The sequence below is a fragment of the Bacteroides faecalis genome, assembly GCF_003865075.1.
Taxonomy (GTDB): Bacteria; Bacteroidota; Bacteroidia; order Bacteroidales; family Bacteroidaceae; genus Bacteroides; species Bacteroides faecalis.
Map to the genome: position 1 here is coordinate 21393 of NZ_BHWB01000013.1, position 19509 is coordinate 40901.

At 37.6% G+C, this 19509-nt stretch carries 15 protein-coding genes; 5 read left to right on the plus strand and 10 right to left on the minus strand.

The window, feature by feature from the left end; genetic code table 11:
* Positions 1–3: 3 nt before the first annotated feature.
* Genes EJF25_RS17960 through EJF25_RS17975 form a run of 4 tightly spaced genes read right to left on the minus strand, consistent with a single transcriptional unit; the run spans position 4 to position 6521 of the window.
* Positions 4–3141 (minus strand): SusC/RagA family TonB-linked outer membrane protein, encoded by a 3138-nt coding sequence (locus EJF25_RS17960; protein ID WP_125042222.1) that lies wholly within the window; start codon positions 3139–3141, stop codon positions 4–6.
* A gap of 24 nt (positions 3142–3165) precedes the next feature.
* On the minus strand, positions 3166–4227 hold the full coding sequence (locus EJF25_RS17965) for a DUF4961 domain-containing protein (protein ID WP_125042223.1): 1062 nt from the start codon (positions 4225–4227) through the stop codon (positions 3166–3168).
* A gap of 15 nt (positions 4228–4242) precedes the next feature.
* On the minus strand, positions 4243–4701 hold the full coding sequence (locus EJF25_RS17970) for a DUF5004 domain-containing protein (RefSeq protein WP_125042224.1): 459 nt from the start codon (positions 4699–4701) through the stop codon (positions 4243–4245).
* 32 nt (positions 4702–4733) lie between these two features.
* The gene (locus EJF25_RS17975) at positions 4734–6521 is read right to left on the minus strand and encodes a RagB/SusD family nutrient uptake outer membrane protein (protein ID WP_125042225.1); all 1788 of its coding nucleotides are present in this window, start codon (positions 6519–6521) and stop codon (positions 4734–4736) included.
* Positions 6522–6863: 342 nt separating this feature from the next.
* Between EJF25_RS17975 and EJF25_RS17980 the strand changes: the two genes are divergently transcribed.
* The gene (locus EJF25_RS17980) at positions 6864–7046 is read left to right on the plus strand and encodes a hypothetical protein (protein ID WP_235016860.1); all 183 of its coding nucleotides are present in this window, start codon (positions 6864–6866) and stop codon (positions 7044–7046) included.
* A gap of 169 nt (positions 7047–7215) precedes the next feature.
* On the opposite strand, the gene EJF25_RS17985 is transcribed toward EJF25_RS17980, so the two are convergent.
* The 3 genes from EJF25_RS17985 to EJF25_RS17995 all read right to left on the minus strand — a co-directional run bounded on the left by EJF25_RS17985 (position 7216) and on the right by EJF25_RS17995 (position 10466).
* On the minus strand, positions 7216–7869 hold the full coding sequence (locus tag EJF25_RS17985) for a GDSL-type esterase/lipase family protein (protein ID WP_125042226.1): 654 nt from the start codon (positions 7867–7869) through the stop codon (positions 7216–7218).
* A gap of 64 nt (positions 7870–7933) precedes the next feature.
* Positions 7934–8482 (minus strand): sulfatase family protein, encoded by a 549-nt coding sequence (locus tag EJF25_RS17990; RefSeq protein WP_235016861.1) that lies wholly within the window; start codon positions 8480–8482, stop codon positions 7934–7936.
* A 1075-nt stretch (positions 8483–9557) separates the two neighbouring features.
* Positions 9558–10466 carry an IS1595-like element ISBbi1 family transposase gene (locus EJF25_RS17995; RefSeq protein ID WP_005807145.1) on the minus strand — a complete coding sequence of 303 codons (909 nt, stop codon included), beginning with the start codon at positions 10464–10466 and terminating at the stop codon, positions 9558–9560.
* A gap of 55 nt (positions 10467–10521) precedes the next feature.
* Between EJF25_RS17995 and EJF25_RS18000 the strand changes: the two genes are divergently transcribed.
* The 4 genes from EJF25_RS18000 (at position 10522) to EJF25_RS18015 (ending at position 13743) form a co-directional block, all read left to right on the plus strand.
* A complete protein-coding gene (locus EJF25_RS18000) occupies positions 10522–12036 on the plus strand; it encodes an SLC13 family permease (protein WP_125042274.1) in 1515 nt (504 codons plus the stop codon).
* Between the two features lie 517 nt (positions 12037–12553).
* On the plus strand, positions 12554–12997 hold the full coding sequence (locus EJF25_RS18005) for a hypothetical protein (RefSeq protein WP_125042228.1): 444 nt from the start codon (positions 12554–12556) through the stop codon (positions 12995–12997).
* A 201-nt stretch (positions 12998–13198) separates the two neighbouring features.
* Positions 13199–13399 carry a hypothetical protein gene (locus EJF25_RS18010; protein WP_148098100.1) on the plus strand — a complete coding sequence of 67 codons (201 nt, stop codon included), beginning with the start codon at positions 13199–13201 and terminating at the stop codon, positions 13397–13399.
* A 35-nt stretch (positions 13400–13434) separates the two neighbouring features.
* Positions 13435–13743 (plus strand): TlpA disulfide reductase family protein, encoded by a 309-nt coding sequence (locus EJF25_RS18015; RefSeq protein ID WP_125042230.1) that lies wholly within the window; start codon positions 13435–13437, stop codon positions 13741–13743.
* A 408-nt stretch (positions 13744–14151) separates the two neighbouring features.
* Here the strand turns inward: EJF25_RS18015 and EJF25_RS18020 are convergent, their stop codons facing one another.
* The 3 genes from EJF25_RS18020 to EJF25_RS18030 form a co-directional block, all read right to left on the minus strand.
* A complete protein-coding gene (locus EJF25_RS18020) occupies positions 14152–16878 on the minus strand; it encodes a family 78 glycoside hydrolase catalytic domain (RefSeq protein WP_125042231.1) in 2727 nt (908 codons plus the stop codon).
* A 63-nt stretch (positions 16879–16941) separates the two neighbouring features.
* A complete protein-coding gene (locus EJF25_RS18025) occupies positions 16942–18354 on the minus strand; it encodes an SGNH/GDSL hydrolase family protein (protein ID WP_125042232.1) in 1413 nt (470 codons plus the stop codon).
* A 142-nt stretch (positions 18355–18496) separates the two neighbouring features.
* Positions 18497–19360 (minus strand): alpha/beta hydrolase, encoded by an 864-nt coding sequence (locus EJF25_RS18030; protein ID WP_125042233.1) that lies wholly within the window; start codon positions 19358–19360, stop codon positions 18497–18499.
* Positions 19361–19509: the final 149 nt, after the last annotated feature.

Below are 19509 nucleotides of genomic sequence, written 5' to 3' on the forward strand. Positions count from 1 at the left end.
ACATTAGAATTTAACATTAATACCCGTACTGATGCAACGTTGTAACGGATAATTAGAGAAACGCACTTCAGGATCAACCAATTCACATGCGGCTTTGGTAAACAAATTCTGTCCGTTTACAAATACCTTCACGCGGGTTCCTCCCAAAAAGTTACGACAGAATGATTCAGGTAAGGTATAACCTAAACTGATATTCTTCAAGCGGAAATAATTACCGGAACGCAACCAAAAAGAAGAATTCCAGCCGTTACCTCTATTATAATTATTTCCTCCGGCTGATAATCTCGGGAAAGTAGCTGTTGCAGCAGTTTCCGGTGTCCAACGATTCAACATATTTTCATACGTTTGTCCGTAAACTTGACCATTTTGCTGAAATCCTTCCATTAGAGTCCAGTCCGTCATCATAACATCTTTATTATATACTCCTTGCCAAAACATGGAAAATTCCAGACCACGCCATTCAAATCCCAAATCAATGCCAAAATAAGAAATAGGTTTCTTGCCACCGATAACCACCTTATCAAATTCATTAATAACCTTGTCTCCATTCTGATCCTTATATTTAATATCACCCGGCTGAATGTTATCAAACCCTGCAATAACCGGACTTTCTTTTATTTCTTCCAAGGAAGTGAAAAAACCTTCCGCTTCTAACCCCCAAATAGCTCCTACAGGATTGCCTGTCTCCCGAAGATAATCGTACGGTACTTTTTGTTCATCCTTAAACAATAATTTACTTTGTTCGCAACTCCAGTTAGCGGATACATGATAATTAAAACTTCCAACATGATCTTGATATGTAATAGCCAATTCTCCACCGAACCAACGCGCTTTTCCTATATTTTCACTCGGATAGTTCTGACCTATTAGTTCAATGCTCTTACCACGTCCCTGTAACAAATCAAAATATTTATCATTATAGTAATCGGCAGCCACTCTCAATCTATTGTCAAACAACATTAAATCCATACCAATATTTAGCTTATCTCCTTTCTCCCATGTTAAATATGGATTTGCCAACGGACTTCTCTCTGTAAAACTTCCGGGACTAGAGAAATTAGTACCATAACTATAAGAATCTCCAGAATTAGAATAAGTTTGATAATAAGTATAATACCCCGAGTTACTGATACCATTTCCCGTTCGGCCAAATACAGCTCGCAATTTCAACTGATTCATCCAATCAACATCCTTCATAAAGTTTTCTTTACTGATATCCCATCCTAATCCAAACGCATAAAAAGTCCCCCACCTTCTACCCGGAGCATAACGGTTATAAAAACTTTCGCTCAACGCTACTTGCGCAAAATATTTACCAGCATAATTATATGCAACATCCGCAATGACATTAGAAGGATATTCCGGGAGGTCCCAATTCGTAATCACCGTTTTCGTATCCCCCATAAGACTCGCCTTTAAAGAATGTGCACCAAACTGACGTTCATAATCAATAGCCAATTGCCCATACATTTGTTGATAATTGGAGACTGCAACAAAATTATTTAACTGTGGCTTTGGTTCTCCATAACGCGCATATATTTCATTACCTTCCTTATCCAATGTATAATCAAATACTTCTGATTTTTTAGTACGTAAAGTGGCAGAACGAGATTGTGAAGTCACGCTTCCTACCAACCGCGCAGATAATCCTTTAACCACTTTGTCGAAATCATATTTTAAATTGATACTTCCCAATACATCTCTGGCTCCATCAATAATATATCCTGAATTAATGACTTGCGACAACAAGTTATTGGAGAAAGTTTGGCTACCTCCCCATGAACCATCCGGATTTACTACCGGATATGCATTGTTCGGAGTCGTATAAATAGAATTTAATATACTCGTGTAACCACTTCCGTCACCACCGGGTTGCGTACCCTCTTCCACACGTCCCATCAATGAAATTTTGGCAATAAGATCCTCAGTGATATTAATATTCACTTTAGAATTAATCATGTAGCGATCAAATGTCAAATTCGTACTATGTGCATCTCCACCGGGATTTTTAAACAAGCCATTCTCACCTACATAACCCACGCTTACAAAATACTGTGCAAATTTATTCCCTCCCGTAGCATTTAGATTATAAGATTGAATGGTGGAACTATTATTCATCGTCTCATCATACCAATTCACATCAGGATGTGTATAAGGACTGGAAGCATTACGGAATTTAGCAAAATCACTATACGAATACATGGGATCACGACCATCATTCAACAATGCTTCATTTAACAAATAAGCATATTGATAAGCCGAGAGAGGTTTAGGAGTCTTCAATGAACTTTGCACACCGAAACGACCAGTAAACGAAATCTGAAAACCTTGTTTTATCGGTTCCTTAGTAGTAATAACCAATGCCCCACGTGAACTTTGCATACCCAAAAACATTGACGACAAAGCATCCTTTTGAATAGAAACCGACTCAATAGCCTCCGAATCGATTGAATACAAATCCCTTTGCACTCCATCAATCATCACAACCGGCGAATTATGACGTGACGATATCGAAAACTCAGTATTGTCACCATATGCACCTTTACCCATTACACCATCTGCCGGAACATTACCCAAAATGGCTCCGGAAGAGATATTGTCTGTCTGATGTATACGTGCCCCGCGAAGTTGTGATATGTTCAAGCCCGGTAATCTACCCTGCAATGAAGGAATAATTGTGGTAGAAAGCATTGAACTCACTTGATCGGTATATACTGTCGCTGCCGATCCCAAAAAGCTGTTTCTATCTTTTATATCATAAGGTCCATTAATGACTTGTGGAAGTTTCACATATTCCTCAGCCAGTGTTACTTTAAAAACACGTTCGGTATTTTTTAACTTATTCACCTTTATTTGCTTATTCAGAAAACCTGGGTGAGACAAACAAAGCACCTCTCCTTTCTCGTATTGAAATTCAAAAATACCATCAAAACCGGTAACAGCCTTAAAGTCTGACTTTTTCATTGTAACTATGACATCCGGGACCGGATTACCATACTGATCGACTACCTTACCTGTAATATTAGCATTTTTTCCTGCTTCCTTAGCTACTACTTGTGGATATCCAATACCCAACAGTAACAGCAACACGATCCACGTGAAACAGCAACGATTGCTTTTCTTTTTTAATATATTACGCATATAATCATCTTTTTTTATTAAACACTAATCGCATCGAAGTTCAAACACAAAAGGTTCTTGCGCTCCTTCTTCGACTTCTTCTCCGGCATTATCTCTATCATCATCCGATCGGGTCACTTTCACCGTTCCGTCTTCATTCGAAAATACATATTCAATGTAAGAAATGGTTTCACCCTCCGAAATTCCAAAGAATTCTACAGGCCAGACTGTCAGATTATATCTCGACATTTTTTCCTCTTTCACCATCAATGTCTTCGCACTTTTTTCGTTCACTGTATACACATTTCCTTCTACTGTATGTGCAACCGCTTCCAAAAAGACTTTATCAGCAGAGGCTAGTTCGTTATCGGAAACAACATCTCCCTGAAATGTAAATGTCACAAAATCATCTTGTAAAGATGACAGAGGTTCTACCTGATAATAATGCATAGAACAGAAGTCTATGACACTTCCCTGTCCCTCGACCACTTCAAAACACTCGGTTTCACCCGGATCATCACCATAGCAAGCAAAATGTGCGGCATCTCCCCCAAGTCCGTCAGAAGAATGATTAATAAAGAAAGCCGGTCTGAATCTCTGATTATTCATACTGGCACGACATTTAATAGTAACAGTATAATTAATTCTACCATTGATAGTAGCATAGTTTTTACTTCTAAACGCTACCCATTCCATATCATTCAAAACATTAGCTCCCACACCAAATTTTTCTTTCAGTACTGCATCCCAAGACATTCCCTTACCTTGCGGCTGATCATTCACAGGAATAGCAGTCATTGGTTGTTCTATACTAGAATCTTCAAATTTATCCTCAGTATATGTTACCTTGGCATTTTCACGCGCATTCCAATTTCTTGGGACAAGAAACACAACAATAAAATCTTCAGCAGAAGCATCTCCATCAATTGAAATATGCCCTTCAAATTTAAAAGTTGCCACTTCTCCGGCCTTTACATAATTCACCTCTTCCCCGGCATCATTATAAATGAAATAACGATCAATTATAAATTCGCATCCGAGTACGATAAAAGGAAGTAACATTAAAAATGCACCTACCTTTATTTTACGTTTTACATTATATCTCATAAATGTTCTGTTTAATCATTTTTCTACTTCCTCGAAAGAATAAACATAAGAGTTACCAACACATCCCGGACTAAAAGAAAGAGTAATCTGACGTTTTCCATTCACAATCGGATAACTAATCTCCGTTTTAACTTCTTCATCAGTTTCTTCTTGTTTGAAAACCAAGAAAAATGGAAAAATAGGATCATCTATCTTCCATTTACCGTTTTTCTTCACTAAAAACGGTAAATAATTCTCCATAGTATAAGTATTGTCTTTATTCAAATGCAAACGAAATCTGCTGAAGTCCATCGCATGTGTTATATCCGTTCCATTACGGGATACAGTTTTCAGTTGCCATATTCCATCCAATGACTTTGGTACTTCTGCATAAGTCGTTGAATCAGGCGTTATCTCGTCCTTAAAAGTATCACAGGCTGTAACTAATCCCAACAAGATAAAAAGGTATATCGTTATTTGTATCTTAAGATTCATACTTTTTTCTTTTTAGTAAAAATTGTCATTAACTATTCATAATACGGATTCTGCAATAAATCAACAGACTTCACAGTTTCCTCATATGGTATCGGATAAAAATACATAGCCTTACGGAACACGTGCTGACGAGCATCAATTTCCCGCCATGATTTAGTCCCATCAGGATTCCTTGTAATTTCAATCCCATGCATCATTTTATTATCTGTATCTTCTGCAATCATCCAACGCCGTACGTCAAAAAAGCGATGTCCTTCGAAAGCCAGATCCAACCTACGCTCCAAACGAATAGCATCTTCCATTTCTTGAGGAGTCATATTATCTTTTATTCCATAAGTATTGTTTTCTCCGGGTTCTATACCAGCACATTCACGAATCTTCCGCAAAACAATGTATGGGCTGATTTCCTGTCCGCCAATCTCATCCTTATGATTGGGTCCATAATATTCATTAACAGCCTCCGCATAATTCAACAAGATTTCAGTGTACCGAATCAACGGACGAGATTGCGGCCCCCCTGTACCAATTTGATTGGCAGCGCTTGTAAGAGTCAAGAATTTACGCGTATATAATCCGGTAGGAGTTCCACGGTATATAGCATCTTGACTTGTACCTACAGATGTATTGATTTCAATGTCATCATAATGGTCTTTCATAATACATCCATCATATGTCACTGTAAATCTAAAACGTGGGTCACGATTAACAGCAGGATTTGCCGGATCATAATCATCACTCTCTGCTGTTGGTGTACCATCTGCCATCGGAAACAACTTGGCTAAATCATAATAAATATATCCACCAATACCATTTCCTCCCGTACTAGGCGGAGCAAACCAAAAATTAGTATCCTGACCACTACCTCTTTTTCTCTCAAAAATAGTACTGTTATACACCTCAATCCCTACTTTAGTATAATAATCGGAAGGTAATAATTGCGCATAATATCCCCATCCAGGATAAGGATTATTATTCTCGTCCGTATTACGGACATAAACATTATATTGCTGCATTTTTATTACCTCAAGCGCCGCATCTATGGCATCCTTCCAACGTTCCTTAGAATATTCCGGATAACCTACCAATTCTTTTGGATAATCGGCAGGAGCGAAATCACTACCATTATACAATTTACTAGCCGCATAAAGTCGTATACGTGAAATTGTCGCATAACAGATACCTTTATTGATGCGACCGAAATTACGACCGGCCCTTGTAGAAGGTAATTCTTTTGCAGCCTCCTTACACTCATTTACAATATACTCCACGCAATCAGCATAAGAATTACGAGCTTTACGAGCCTCATCAACAGTTTCATACAAATCATCACCAATCAAAGGAACTCCTCCATAATGCCGAATCAACATTGCATAATACCACGCACGTAAGAAACGCGCCTCTGCTTTATATTCATTCTTAACTTTAGCATCCATCCGGCTATTGTCAGCATACTTTAAGAATAAATTCACACGACGGATGTTTCGATAAGCAATCCTCCAAACATCATTTTTCTCTACAGCAACCGGATTGACAGTTCCCGTAGCAAACAAAATATCGGTCGACAAACCTGTATTTGCTTTATATGCAGCTTCATCACTGCTAGTTTGCAAACCTCCATGACCTCCATATCGATTATGATGAACATCATAACCAATATCTACATAAATCTGACTCAGAAAACCTGCTGTATAAGTACTATCAGCAAAAACAGCTTCTCGATCTAGACTTTTGGTTTCAGTCTCATCCAAGAAATCTTCTGCACAAGATGAGAATATCCACGTTCCCACAATAGACAAGAAAAAATAAAATAAGCCTTTCATATACAATAGAAATAGCGGTTAATAAATTATTTATAAAACTCTTTTTTTATTATTAGTTATTTTTTCATAATATAAGGCTGTTATATCATTTATATAAATGACGATTAAATATTACTGTACCACTAAGATTATCTCAGTATTTTTTAGATTTATTTTAATAATGCGAATCAGTAGTTGACCTCCCCTTACTGATTCAGTTAATTAAAATATTATTATTCAATTAATTACCTCATCAATCCATTTCTTAATTTCTTTAAAAATCAGTATATAAGAAAAACAAAAACACTCATTATTCTAATTATAATTCCTGAGAAAAAAGAGCTAAAACTTATAAAAAGATATATGTATACCTGTGATATTCACCATCCTTCACAGAATTTCTACTACCAGAGGTTCAGTCATAATGCAACACTGATCTTCACTGACCAGGAACCGCTTACCATACATCTGTTCCGCGAAGCATATCAACGCTATTTTAGCATCAAAGAGATACATACTACTAAAGAAAAACAAGTTCATGTTTAAAACAAAGTAACTTTACTGCTGTTATCCACAAGGGATTCTGTCATCGTTTTCCTTGGATATTATGATGAACTATATCCCCAATGACGTATTTTTACTGCCGGCAACTTACAAGTAACAAACTGACTAAAAACAATATTAATACGGTAAAACGCATATATCTATTCATGTTTCATTTAGTGAACTTCTTTCCTGTAATAGCTCTATAAATATATCCAGCTAATATACACGAGCCTTTTTTATTCAAATGAACATTATCCCACACATAGTAGGTAGAATCCACCTTTTGTTCAAAAGGAGTGTAAAGATCAACCAATTTCAAATGAAATTTCTTTGCCACTTTTCTTTGTATGGGATATATTTCTTTTGTTATCACATCATTACGGATACCATACAGATTGTTACCCGCGGGAATACATCGGCACAATATAATTTTCGGTTTAGACCCACAGTGTTTAAATGTACGAACCATATATTCCAGATCCAGTTGAAATTCATCTTTATACTCCCAGTTTTCCGGTTTGGAGTCATTGGTACCTAGCTTGATTATCACAATATCCGGTTGAAATTTTTGTGCATTCACAAAAGCTTCTGTGCTCATATAGGGGTGATCACCTTTCCGCAATAATGTATGTCCCCATTTCCCGAAATTTCCTATTTCATATTTATCACCAAGCATTTTTGCCAAAGGAGTCGGATAGTTATCCGGCCCCTCGGTTATGCTATTTCCTATGCAAGCTATCTTTATCTTTTCTTGTGCTAATCCCTGAGTAGGCATATAGCAAGTAAAGATAAGAAGTAATAAACTTATTATCCTGTTCATCATTTTTCTATTTTAAGTTGTCTATTATTTCTTCATTTCTATCGGAAGTGATTCCTCATATTGCTTCCTAAGCATTGAAAGTTCTTTGACCTTTTGCCGGATATTTGTCTTTAAGATTTTCTGATTCAGAAGGATTTTTTTTCAGGTTGGTAAAATACAATCCTTCCAAAACTTTATTTTTATCGTTTGGTAATACATCAATTGCATCACTTATTAGTTTCCAATCTCCATAACGAACAGCCCACTGTTTCTCAAAATCAAAATGAAGCACATCATGAGGTGATTCTAGAGTTCCTTCTTTGATCAGAGGTAGCAAGTTTTTTCCATCCAACTCCAATCCTCCGGTACTAATATTACAAAGTTCTGCAATCGTCGGGAACCAATCCACATTCATGGCAATTTGATTTCTCACTTCACCTTCAGGAAAATGTCCGATCCAAGAAACAATGGCAGGAACTCGAATTCCTCCTTCAAAAAGAGAAAACTTGCCCCCACGATAATCGCCACAATATCCTCCACCGCCCAAAGTACGAACTTCGGTGCTATGCCCATTGTCTGACTGGAAAATCACAATAGTATTTTCATCCAATCCCTGAATGGTTAAAAAAGTACGCAACTCCTCCAAATAGTCATTAAATATAGAAACAAAAACAGCATATATCCGCCACGGATTAAGTAATTTAGAATAAAAGATTTCTTACTCATCTGTTTTCCATACTAAATTCCATGTACACTTTTTAATGTACACCATCAGATGTTATCCTCTCTGAAAAACAGTATCTTTTTACCTTAAAAATATTATATGACCAATATATTCTTCCATCAATTCCTCTGGTCATACATAAAAATACTATCTGACCAGAGAAGAATTGTGGAAAATCAAACACCAACTTTAATCTTTTACCCTAAAATTTATTGAACTTTATAATAAGAACGGTTCAGAATTGAAATACCACTAAAAGACTTAAAAAATAATGGCATAAAAATAAGAAACAGATCAAAATCCAAAGCATACGCATTATAAATCTCCTCAACTTTTGTATTTCTTGCTTAGTAACATATACCTTTACGTCAAAAATATGGATTTAGCCACTTTTTGATTATAATGCGTACGCCCTGGATCGAATTCGATCAATCAATACACTATAGAAAAATGTTATTTTCGCATTTGATCTCTCATACTCTCATCTTTCCATATATAAATATCAGTTATTCAATAATATAAACTAATGAGAGTTTCCTATGAGAGATCTATTTTCAAATGTAATCTCTCATTCTTTCTTCTTACGATAAAAAAAGTAGCTTATAGGTTCCCAAATCAAAACAATATTGGTACATTCTTCCTAAAAATCACATTTGTACAAATATTCCCAAGAAAGTCCTTTATTGTCTCGGCTTGTACCCATATTCCACATTCGGTCCTCAAAGAACGATTTTAAGAACCAAATTAAAGAACCGATTCAAAGAACAAGGTCATGATAACTCTTACCTTAATATTTATGAGAATTCAGTTTATTGTGTTCTAAAACCAAACATTAGAGAAATTGTATTTCCACTAAAGAACTACAAGAAGAAAAAAACAAGAAAAAAGTTCAGCATTAGATTAGCTATATATTAAATTAAAAATTATTTTTGCAACGTTTTTTAAATTTTATTCTAATATTATGTACAAGATTTTTCTGATTATCCGTTTATGCACCTGTTATATTCGCAATTACTAGTCTGTCAAAGAGTTTGTCTCCAAAATACCGTCTGTTTAATTTGTAAATAAACTCGTTGAGATACAACTGTAAGTATTTCCTTTTGATTTTATGGTAGTTGCCCAGCAATGTCCGTTTTGCATTACTGATTGCGATATGCACCCATTTGAGTGTTTCCTTGGTGGTTTTGGCGTCTGATTTCTCGGTGACGTGCAATTCCACCAGATCGGAGATGTCAACGTAAGAAGTGCTTTTGTCCGAAAATACGATGGCATCATCCTCCATGCAGTCCCTGACCACGCCGTTGATTCCTTCACTTTGATGGCTATCCAGTACCCTGGCCTTGAAATAACGCACATGCTTCTCCTTTTTGCCCGTTTCGATATCTTCCAACGGGGTGCTTTCGGCCATCACCGCAACGTTCTGCTTTCCCTCGGCTCCCCGGCCACGTGTACCCTTGCCTCGCTCGATTTCCTTACTGGCCACCGAAAAGTAACCCTCATCCAGTTCTATCATCCCTTCCAGTGTATACCTTGCATCCCGGTTGCCCATCGCCCTGCGGAGTTTGTGTACCATCGCCCATACCGGTTCGTAACGCTTCAATCCTAATTGCTTCTGGAGTTCGTTGGTGGAGAATCCCTTTTTTGTGCAACTCATCAGGAACATCGTTTTGTACCACACCAGAAACGGCAGCTTGGAGCTCTCCATGATCGTACCGCTGCGCAACGAGGTGCGGAAACGGCAACCTTTGCATTCATAACTCCATTTACCCTGTAACCAATAATGGGAAGTGCCCCCGCATCGCTTGCAGACAACCCCTTCCTTATCACGCTGCTCCTTGAAATGCAAACGACAATCTTCCTCCGAACCGAAATGAGCCGTAAAACTGAATATGTTCATAATCCCTGCTTTTTGAGCGCTAATATACTAAAAATATTAGGTGTGTTTGCGGAGAATCAGAAAGATTTTTCATGGTTTCCATCTAGTAGAAGCTTATCAGGACTTAAAGAAAGCTAAACGATTAGCAAAAAATCAGACAGTGACCCGATGTATAAAGTTAACCATAGCTATTACCCTTTCCCTAATTTTATGGTTCCTGCCTATTAATACATTGGGGATAGAAGGCTTAACTGTTATAGAACAAAGACTTATTTCAATTTTTATTTTTGCCACTCTCATGTGGGTATTCGAAGCTGTCCCAGCATGGACTACTTCCGTATTAATAGTCGTATTACTATTGCTTACCGTTTCCGATAGTAGTTTATGGTTCTTAACTCAGAACATTCCTGCAGAAGAATTGGGACAAACTGTCAAATATAAGTCTATTATGCACTGTTTTGCCGATCCTATCATCATGCTGTTTATAGGTGGCTTCATTCTTGCTATCGCAGCAACCAAAAGTGGATTGGACGTATTGTTAGCACGAGTTATGTTAAGACCTTTTGGAACACAATCACGATATGTGTTATTGGGATTTATCCTCGTTACAGCTGTATTCTCGATGTTTCTTAGTAATACTGCTACAGCTGCCATGATGCTTACTTTTTTGACTCCCGTATTAAAAGCACTCCCGGCAGATGGAAAGGGAAAAATAGGATTGGCTATGGCCATTCCTGTGGCTGCCAATGTAGGCGGTATGGGAACTCCTATCGGCACACCACCTAATGCCATTGCTTTAAAATACTTGAATGATCCAGAAGGATTAAACTTAAATATAGGTTTTGGAGAATGGATGAGTTTTATGTTGCCTTATACGCTAATAGTATTATTTATCGCTTGGTTTATACTTTTACGACTGTTCCCATTCAAGCAAAAGAGCATCGAACTGCAAATTGAAGGTGAAGCAAAGAAAGACTGGCGTTCCATTGTTGTTTATATCACCTTTGCTATAACGGTGCTATTGTGGATGTTCGACAAGTTTACAGGAGTAAACTCCAATGTAGTGGCGATGATTCCGGTAGCTGTATTTTGTATAACAGGTGTTATTACCAAACGTGATTTGGAAGAGATCAGTTGGAGTGTACTTTGGATGGTAGCTGGTGGCTTTGCATTGGGCGTAGCTTTGCAAGAGACCGGACTGGCTAAGCATATGATTGAAGCTATTCCATTCAGCACATGGCCTCCTGTACTAATGATTGTCGGTTCTGGACTGATCTGCTACGCTATGGCAAACTTTATTTCCCACACTGCTACTGCAGCTTTACTTGTTCCTATTCTCGCTATTGCCGGAATCAGTATGCGTGAAAACCTGTCATCATTAGGAGGCGTAGAGACTTTATTAATTGGAGTGGCAATCGGATCATCACTAGCAATGATATTACCAATTAGTACACCACCTAACGCTTTAGCACATGCCACAGGAATGATCCAACAAAAAGATATGGAAAAAGTGGGTATAATCATGGGAATAATCGGACTGATATTGGGATATACCATGTTAATTATACTCGGTTCCAACAAATTACTATAAATAACTTCCTTTCATAAAACAGGCCCTGTGTGAATTAAGCATTCTTACAGAGCCTGTTATAGTAAAAGTATCAACCTTTTGTAATCAATTAACAACCAACAAGAGTGTTCCCGTTCAGATATCTCCCTTGAGAAGCTGGTTTTCCTCGTTTATCGTAATATTATATGTAAAAAATAGACCATGTCATTCGCTAACTGGGAAGCTATTACGCAACATCTGGCGATAAAGTTTAAAGATAGATTTAATTGTGGTAATTTTATGCTCGTCGAGAGTGCGCCCTCTTTAGTGCTAGCCTTTCCCCCAACCGAAGGGTTTTGAAAGAAAAACATTGCCTGGCATAGTTTATTTTATTTTTATGACAAGCAAAAATAAAACTTCTTCCTGAATTTAAGAAATAACATAAACTTTATCCTCCTCAAAAATCTAATGGAATAAATCTATTTATGCATGAATCATTTGCAAATAACTAAAATATTGAATATTTTTGTTATAGGATATCTTAAATCACAATACTCTCATGGAAACCATTTTACTTATCGGCATTACCATTGTAGTTGCCATATGGATTATACGAAAAGAAAACAAAAAACTCAAGAACACCTACGGACTACACAGAGCTAATAAAACATTTAGCGAAGAATGTGTCCGCTTGCTTAAATATGAAAAATACGGATGTTACAAACTTACCGGAATGAAATACAAATGCCTGAAACAGGCTGATTATGGAATACATCACGGATATGCAATAGCAGAAAGAAATAACCAATATGACAATGCCATTATAATAAAGAGGAAAGACAATGGGAAAATTATAGCTTGCGTGGAAAATGAGGGAAACAGGCAACTATATGATTTTATCATCCAAAACGAAGGAAAGGTACATGCATTATATTACATATGGAAATATAGTAAAAATAGAATTTACGGATGTGCCTATATTAAAGATAGGGACGAATATTGATAATCAATATTTTTATAGTTGAGTATAAATTCGTGTTACCTAGCCATGAAACTCGTAAAGAACAAGACGGCTTTTATAAAGGCGCCAATATATAACAAAACGATGTAAAATAGTGAGCCCCGCAGCAATTGCTTTGAATTTAGAACTGGAAAAAGCTCGGATGAACAGGCAAAAAAGGAAATCTTTCAAAAAATGTGTCAATTGAACGATGAGGATAAGACTTATACTAAAGAATATAAAGCACTTCAAAAGAAAAGCAGGGAAGTTAATAATAAATATAAGACTTATGAGAAAGAGTATATCTTGCCAAAGCCTACGATGGTGGGATTATATTATCTGTTGAAGCAACAAATCATGAGAATGCGTGACTCTGAAGAAGTTTCTAAAATCATTCATATATAAAATTGGGATATGCAAGTAAGTTTATAGATAATCCAATGAGTGATTATGTGAAACTTTGGATAGCCAGTCGTGAAATAAAGGTCGGTGGGAATTATATAGATTTCACAGCTCCTGATTTCGAAGGACTCCATCATACATTATCCAAAGGAATAAAAGGAAAAGTGGCTTTGATGGATTTATGGGCTTCTTGGTGCAGTCCCTGTCATCGGTCATCTCTCAGCATGATATCTGTTTATGAGGCTTATAAAGATAAAGGTTTTACTATTATCGGTGTTGCCCATGAACATCTTGTGGATGATATGAAATATATTTGTCACGAGTTCTTTGAGACTAATGAAGAATAAAAACAAGCCGCAAGACACATAAATATCTGATAACCACATAAGGAAAGAAAATTGTTACTTTTACTCTAAATCAACCTCTGTTTATAGATTATGTACTTTACATTTTCAGATTATAAAGCCTTTATTTACGTACTTACCACTAAGAATCATATCCGTACCACTCAAGTAGATGGAATACATCACTCCAGTGCTGAATTCTCGTCACTCTAGTGCAAAGAACTATGCATTAGAGTGGAAAGAACCAAATGTAGGTTTAATAATTCGTCAATACTTAATGTATATCAGCTGATTACAGAATACTTTTCATAAAAAGGAGCAATTGCCTGCACAAACACTACTATCTGGCAGAATACAAAAATCAGGCGGTTAGGAGCATGAGAGATAATCATCTCTCATAGAGACCTCTCATTAGCGTATATTATTGAATAACCGATATTTATCTACGAAAGGATGAGAGTATGAGAGATCAAATATAATATTAAATTTCCCTGCTTCAACCATAAATTTTTTATTCTTCACATTCACTTTTTTCCCGTCTTTCCTACAGGAAACAGTACTATCAGGCATACAAACTGTAGCTGTTGTCCCAGGAGGAATGGTAAGACGAAGATTTAATCGGTTACCTTGCAGTTTCCAATCGACAGCAATAGTACCATAAGGAGATGCTTTGGTAACCTTTGCCCAAGTCAGCCCAGTTGGTATTTGAGGATCGATATAGAAGTGACGATAACCAGGCTTGGCCTCATCAAGACGGATTCCTCCCACAGCTTGATAAAACCAAGTACCGATACCATTGTAACAGTTATGTATCCGGCTACGTTCACCACTCCAGTATTCCCAAGTAGTGGTAGCCCCATTATCTATCATATAGAGATAGCCGGGATAATCCCGTTTCTTCATCATTTGATAAAAAAAGTCAGCTTCTCTATTCCGGATAACCCATTCCGTCAAGATAGGGACCCCAACCAAACCGACAGCAATATGCCCATTATGTTTCTGTTCAGTAGCAGCTATCATATTCCTTTTTACTTGAGTGTACAAAGAATCGGGCACAACACCTACCAACATCGGATAACACATATCCAATTGTGAACCGGTGGAATAAATACCTTCACCCGCACGATAGAAGGTTTGGTGTATAAGTTGATTAAGTCTCTTCTTGCGATTGGCAAATTCTTGAGCTTCTTCTGCTTTTCCTAATGTTAAAGCTATCTTATTCATTGTGTCCAGGCATTCGCTAATAAAACAGTTACTCACCAAATCTACGGAAGATTGCGCACCGGCATCCACTCCTGCCGGAGCCAACCAGTCGCCAAGATACCAGTTTCGATATTTTGTATCCGGCCAACGTTTCAACAACCCACCTACAGTATATTTGTCCACATACTTAAACCATTCTTTCATTTGAGAATAATATTTCTCAATCAATCTCGGGTCATTATAATTGATATAAGTTCTCCATGGGGCCCGCACTATAAATCCGCACCAATAAGGACCACCACCATCAGCGCCGTGATTAGGTCCTACATGCGGCAAACTTCCCCCTTCTTGCATAGAATCTCCCCATCCCTGCAACCAGTTTACAAAAGTTGGCGCCACATCATACATTGTTTGCAGGCTCATTGTAGAAGAGTTCCCGTCTCCGCCATACCCTGCACGTTCCAAATGTGGACAGTCCACCATATATCCGCTGAATGTCAAACATTTCATCGTATACTGAATCATGTCGTGAATGGCATTCAAATCAGCGTCAGAACATTCAAAAGTAGCAGTTTGGGGATAATCCCCATAAATCTGCAAAGACTTCATCCACCCGATCTCAGGCTTCACTGGAAGGTTGGAAATACGTATATACCGAAATGCGTGATGATTGAAACGATTTCTGAAGCATTCTTCTTGACGACCGCCGGAAATATAGATATCGCTCTCGCCTTGTTTATCAAATTCTCCTTCTTTGTTCAGATTATCACTGTATTCCATACAGACTTCATGTCCTGAAGGTAACACAGGCATCTTCATCTCAAACCATCCGGTCTGATTTTCTCCCATATCCACCAACCAAGTACCTTCGCCTAACTGCTTTATAGAAACAGGCTGTAATACCCGGTGAATCTTGTTAGCCTCACACATCTGAGGAGCAACAAGATGGTCAGGAACATCCACGATTACCACAGGAGCCCATTTTCTCTGATCAAGAGATTGGGGTGAAAGGTCCACCGGTAAAATTCTCCCATCTACTTTTTCACCACCAAACTGAAGCGCACACCAGTTACCCGTATCCGAATAGCCACTCTCGCACCCGTTCCACGAACGATCCGTTTGAGTCAGCACTTCCCATCTACCATTTCTCAAGACATCCAGTTCCGCTTTCACCAGCGGTCCGTCATAAGCTGCGCCATAAGTAGTTTTCTTATACCATCCTTGGCCAAGCCAAATCAATAGATCATTTTCCCCTTCTTTCAGATAAGAAGTAATATCATAGGTAAGAATGAGTGAACGTTTCCCCAATTGCGATACAGCAGGAACAAGCACATTCTCACTTACTTTCCTTCCATTAACATAGATTTCATGATATCCTAATGAGTTCACGTGCAGGAATGCCGTTTCCGCTTGATTCATTCTCACTTTCTTACGAAGTAAAGGGGCGCAGACCTGTCCTCCCTCCGGAGACGATCCGATATAGTCACCATGAAATTGACTTTTATCCAGAAGACCGACAGAAAAACGCGCTACGGAACTCCATGCAGAAACTTTCTTTTTCTGGTCCCAGACACGTACTCTCCAATAGCATAATGAACGGGAAGTCAAAGGTGAGCCACGGTAAGGTACCATTACTGAAGCGTCAGACTTCAATTTCCCCGAATTCCATAAATCCGCTTCATCCCGAATGATTAAAAGACTGTCCGTCGCTACCTGAATTTCATAATAGGCTTGCCCTCCTTTCCATCCGTCACCTTTCAGTTTCCAACTAAAATGAGGGACAGTATTGTCAATTCCCAAAGGATTTATCATATTCTCACACTTTAATTCGCCCAAAGTAAAGGAAATACTTGTACCTTTTCCATACATTACTGCCGAGATATTACAAAAGCAGTATATAAATCCTATGCCTAACAAAATTCTTATGTCCTTCATAATAAAGATCTTTTCAAATGTTTCAGATGTCAACCTTTACGGCAATCTTGCATTTATAATCGTTTACATTTTATTCAATTTCATCAGTTTCACCTTATGAGTAGTCGGTTTATTTATTTTATAAATTTTATCAACGATTGTGTCCATATATTTCGTCCACACTTCCCGTACTTCTGGATACATAGCCTTCGTAAACCAACCATAGCTAGCCCTAAGAAAACCATCTTTCGGTAGATACTCTCTAAGTTTGTCAATCGCTTCCTGATTATCAGAGAATAATAAGCCTTCTTTTTTCAGGAAAGAATATTCAGTCCATAAATATTCCCTAAACCGCTTTTCCACTTCAAAACGTTCTTCATTCAGATACATGATTTTCATCGCTTGCTGATATTGCGGAGTGACCGGATAATCAGCTAAATTAATCCCGTTCTCCAATTGCCCGGATGAAACATCATCAATGAATTGTCCGTCTATAGTCAATCGATACAGTCCCTTCTCCAAATTGGTTACTTGAAAACGTTCCTGATTAAATTCTTTCATAAACGGAACTAACGCCATCGCATCACGCTGTGACTTTATATTCCCCCAACCTTGTCTTGGAATAGAATCCAGGGGATAAGGAAGTGCATAAGCCAAATAATCAAAACTCAAATCATTTCCGTCTTTCTTCAATTTTGAAATCTTACAATTCTTTTGAGATATCACTTCCGAGTATTCCGCGTCAATGGAAACATCGGCAACTTCATTTCCCGCCAATCCTTGTGCTTTCAAAAATAAATAAGCCATTACCATTTGGCCGTCATTATCAGGATGAATCCTATCTACCCTACAAAAAGTAAAGGTAGAATCTTTTTTCTGTTCTTCCAAATTTATTTTTCTCATCGGCTCGTTGAAATCGACAAATCCCCAGTTGTTTTTTTTCGCAGAGGAGCGTTGAGCGTCGATTATCTTCAAGATAGCCCGATTCTTGTCAGGCAGATTAAAAAAGTCCAATTTAGTTGTTTCATCGTAGGGCGAGCCACCTATCAACACTTTGGTAACTTTCTTCTCCGCGAGCAAACGCTTCTCTATTTCCCGATAACTCTCCAATGACTTTTCTACCTGCTGTTCGGATAATTCTTTCACATTGTCTTTCCAGTAGATATCATAGCCGGTATCGTTCATACCGAAAGTAAGGGTTACATAAGTCGGGTTCCTGTTAAAGACATCATAATCTAATCGGTCTTTAATGTCCCATGCACTTTCTCCACCAATTCCCGCATTCATGACAGTAATCGGCTTATTGGGGAAACGGGTCATGTAATACAACCAAATAAATGAATGGTAATGTCCGCCATGAGTAATGCTGTTTCCTACAAATACTACCCGTTCTCCTTTTTTAAATGGAGGAAGGGATGATTGTGCTTGTAAACTGCCATAGCTAATACAAACCAATAACAATAGAAGAAATATTTTAATATTTATTTTACAGTTCATTCTATATAAACTTTATATGAGACATCCGGAATATAATCCCTGAATTAAAGAACTCTACTTAAATAAGAATGCATCATCATTAATTGCTAATACGCAAAGAGTCCCTGTTTTCCGAAATGTCATTCTCCCCCGATATTAATTTTTAATATTGCATAAACGATCTCGATACAAATTCCATTACTTCGGGCAGTTCCATTCTCCAATAACTCCAAGAATGTCCACCGTCTTTCACCCGATATTCATGACCGATCTGATTCTGTCTTAATTGAATGTGTAAGACACTATTATCTATTGTCAAAAAATCATCATCTCCACAACTGATGTACCAACGCACCCATTTAATAGCGTTCACCTTATCTTCTGAAATTTTTAGGATATCTTCTATGCTAAACTGTTTAAAGTAGGATTCTGCCTTTTCCACCGGGACTTTTGACATATCCGACATACTCCTCATTTGCTCAATAATCCAATTACCGGAAACGGCACTTAGAGGAGCAGCCGCAGCAAACATTTCCGGATAGTGGAGTGCGTAAAACAATGCTCCTCCTCCTCCCATTGAAAGGCCAGCTACAGCACGATAACGTTTTTCAGCACGTGCTCTGTATGTTTTTTCTATATGAGGGATCAGTTCTTTGAAAAAGAAATCCTCATAATTGTAACTTCCATCCGGGAGGTTGAAATATCCTTTATGTACCGAGTCAGCATCAGGCATCACAATGATCATTGGTGCTGCCTTTCCTTCGGCTATTACTTTATCGGCAATACGTTGCACTTGCCCAAATTGTACCCAGCCGGTATGATTGTCTCCATGTCCATGTAAAAGATATAATACCGGATAACTACAGTCATTTTCATTATAACCGGCGGGCAAGTAAATAGAATAATGGCGTTCCATCCCTAATATCTTACTTTTTACTGTATGAGTTTCATATACTCTGCTACTTTGGGCATATACTGTAGTAGCAATACTAATAAATACTAGTGCAAATAGTAAAATCTTTTTCATCGTTTTTATTATATTTTAGTTTGCAGAATATCACAACACCACCTGATTAAAGGACAAATCAATCCCTATCAAACCACCAAAATTACATTATTATTTTATTTAATAAATAATACAATACTTTCATTTAAAATTCCATGAGTGAGTATGAT

What these genes read in the sequence shown, in the direction of transcription:
- EJF25_RS17995 (WP_005807145.1), bottom strand. Translation starts at nt 10,466, where the DNA reads ATGAACATATTCAGTTTTACGGCTCATTTCGGTTCGGAGGAAGATTGT.
- EJF25_RS18025 (WP_125042232.1), bottom strand. Translation starts at nt 18,354, where the DNA reads ATGAACTGTAAAATAAATATTAAAATATTTCTTCTATTGTTATTGGTT.
- EJF25_RS17980 (WP_235016860.1), top strand. Translation starts at nt 6,864, where the DNA reads ATGTATACCTGTGATATTCACCATCCTTCACAGAATTTCTACTACCAG.
- EJF25_RS18015 (WP_125042230.1), top strand. Translation starts at nt 13,435, where the DNA reads ATGAGTGATTATGTGAAACTTTGGATAGCCAGTCGTGAAATAAAGGTC.
- EJF25_RS18030 (WP_125042233.1), bottom strand. Translation starts at nt 19,360, where the DNA reads ATGAAAAAGATTTTACTATTTGCACTAGTATTTATTAGTATTGCTACT.
- EJF25_RS17965 (WP_125042223.1), bottom strand. Translation starts at nt 4,227, where the DNA reads ATGAGATATAATGTAAAACGTAAAATAAAGGTAGGTGCATTTTTAATG.
- EJF25_RS18020 (WP_125042231.1), bottom strand. Translation starts at nt 16,878, where the DNA reads ATGAAGGACATAAGAATTTTGTTAGGCATAGGATTTATATACTGCTTT.
- EJF25_RS18005 (WP_125042228.1), top strand. Translation starts at nt 12,554, where the DNA reads ATGGAAACCATTTTACTTATCGGCATTACCATTGTAGTTGCCATATGG.
- EJF25_RS17985 (WP_125042226.1), bottom strand. Translation starts at nt 7,869, where the DNA reads ATGATGAACAGGATAATAAGTTTATTACTTCTTATCTTTACTTGCTAT.
- EJF25_RS17970 (WP_125042224.1), bottom strand. Translation starts at nt 4,701, where the DNA reads ATGAATCTTAAGATACAAATAACGATATACCTTTTTATCTTGTTGGGA.
- EJF25_RS17975 (WP_125042225.1), bottom strand. Translation starts at nt 6,521, where the DNA reads ATGAAAGGCTTATTTTATTTTTTCTTGTCTATTGTGGGAACGTGGATA.
- EJF25_RS17960 (WP_125042222.1), bottom strand. Translation starts at nt 3,141, where the DNA reads ATGCGTAATATATTAAAAAAGAAAAGCAATCGTTGCTGTTTCACGTGG.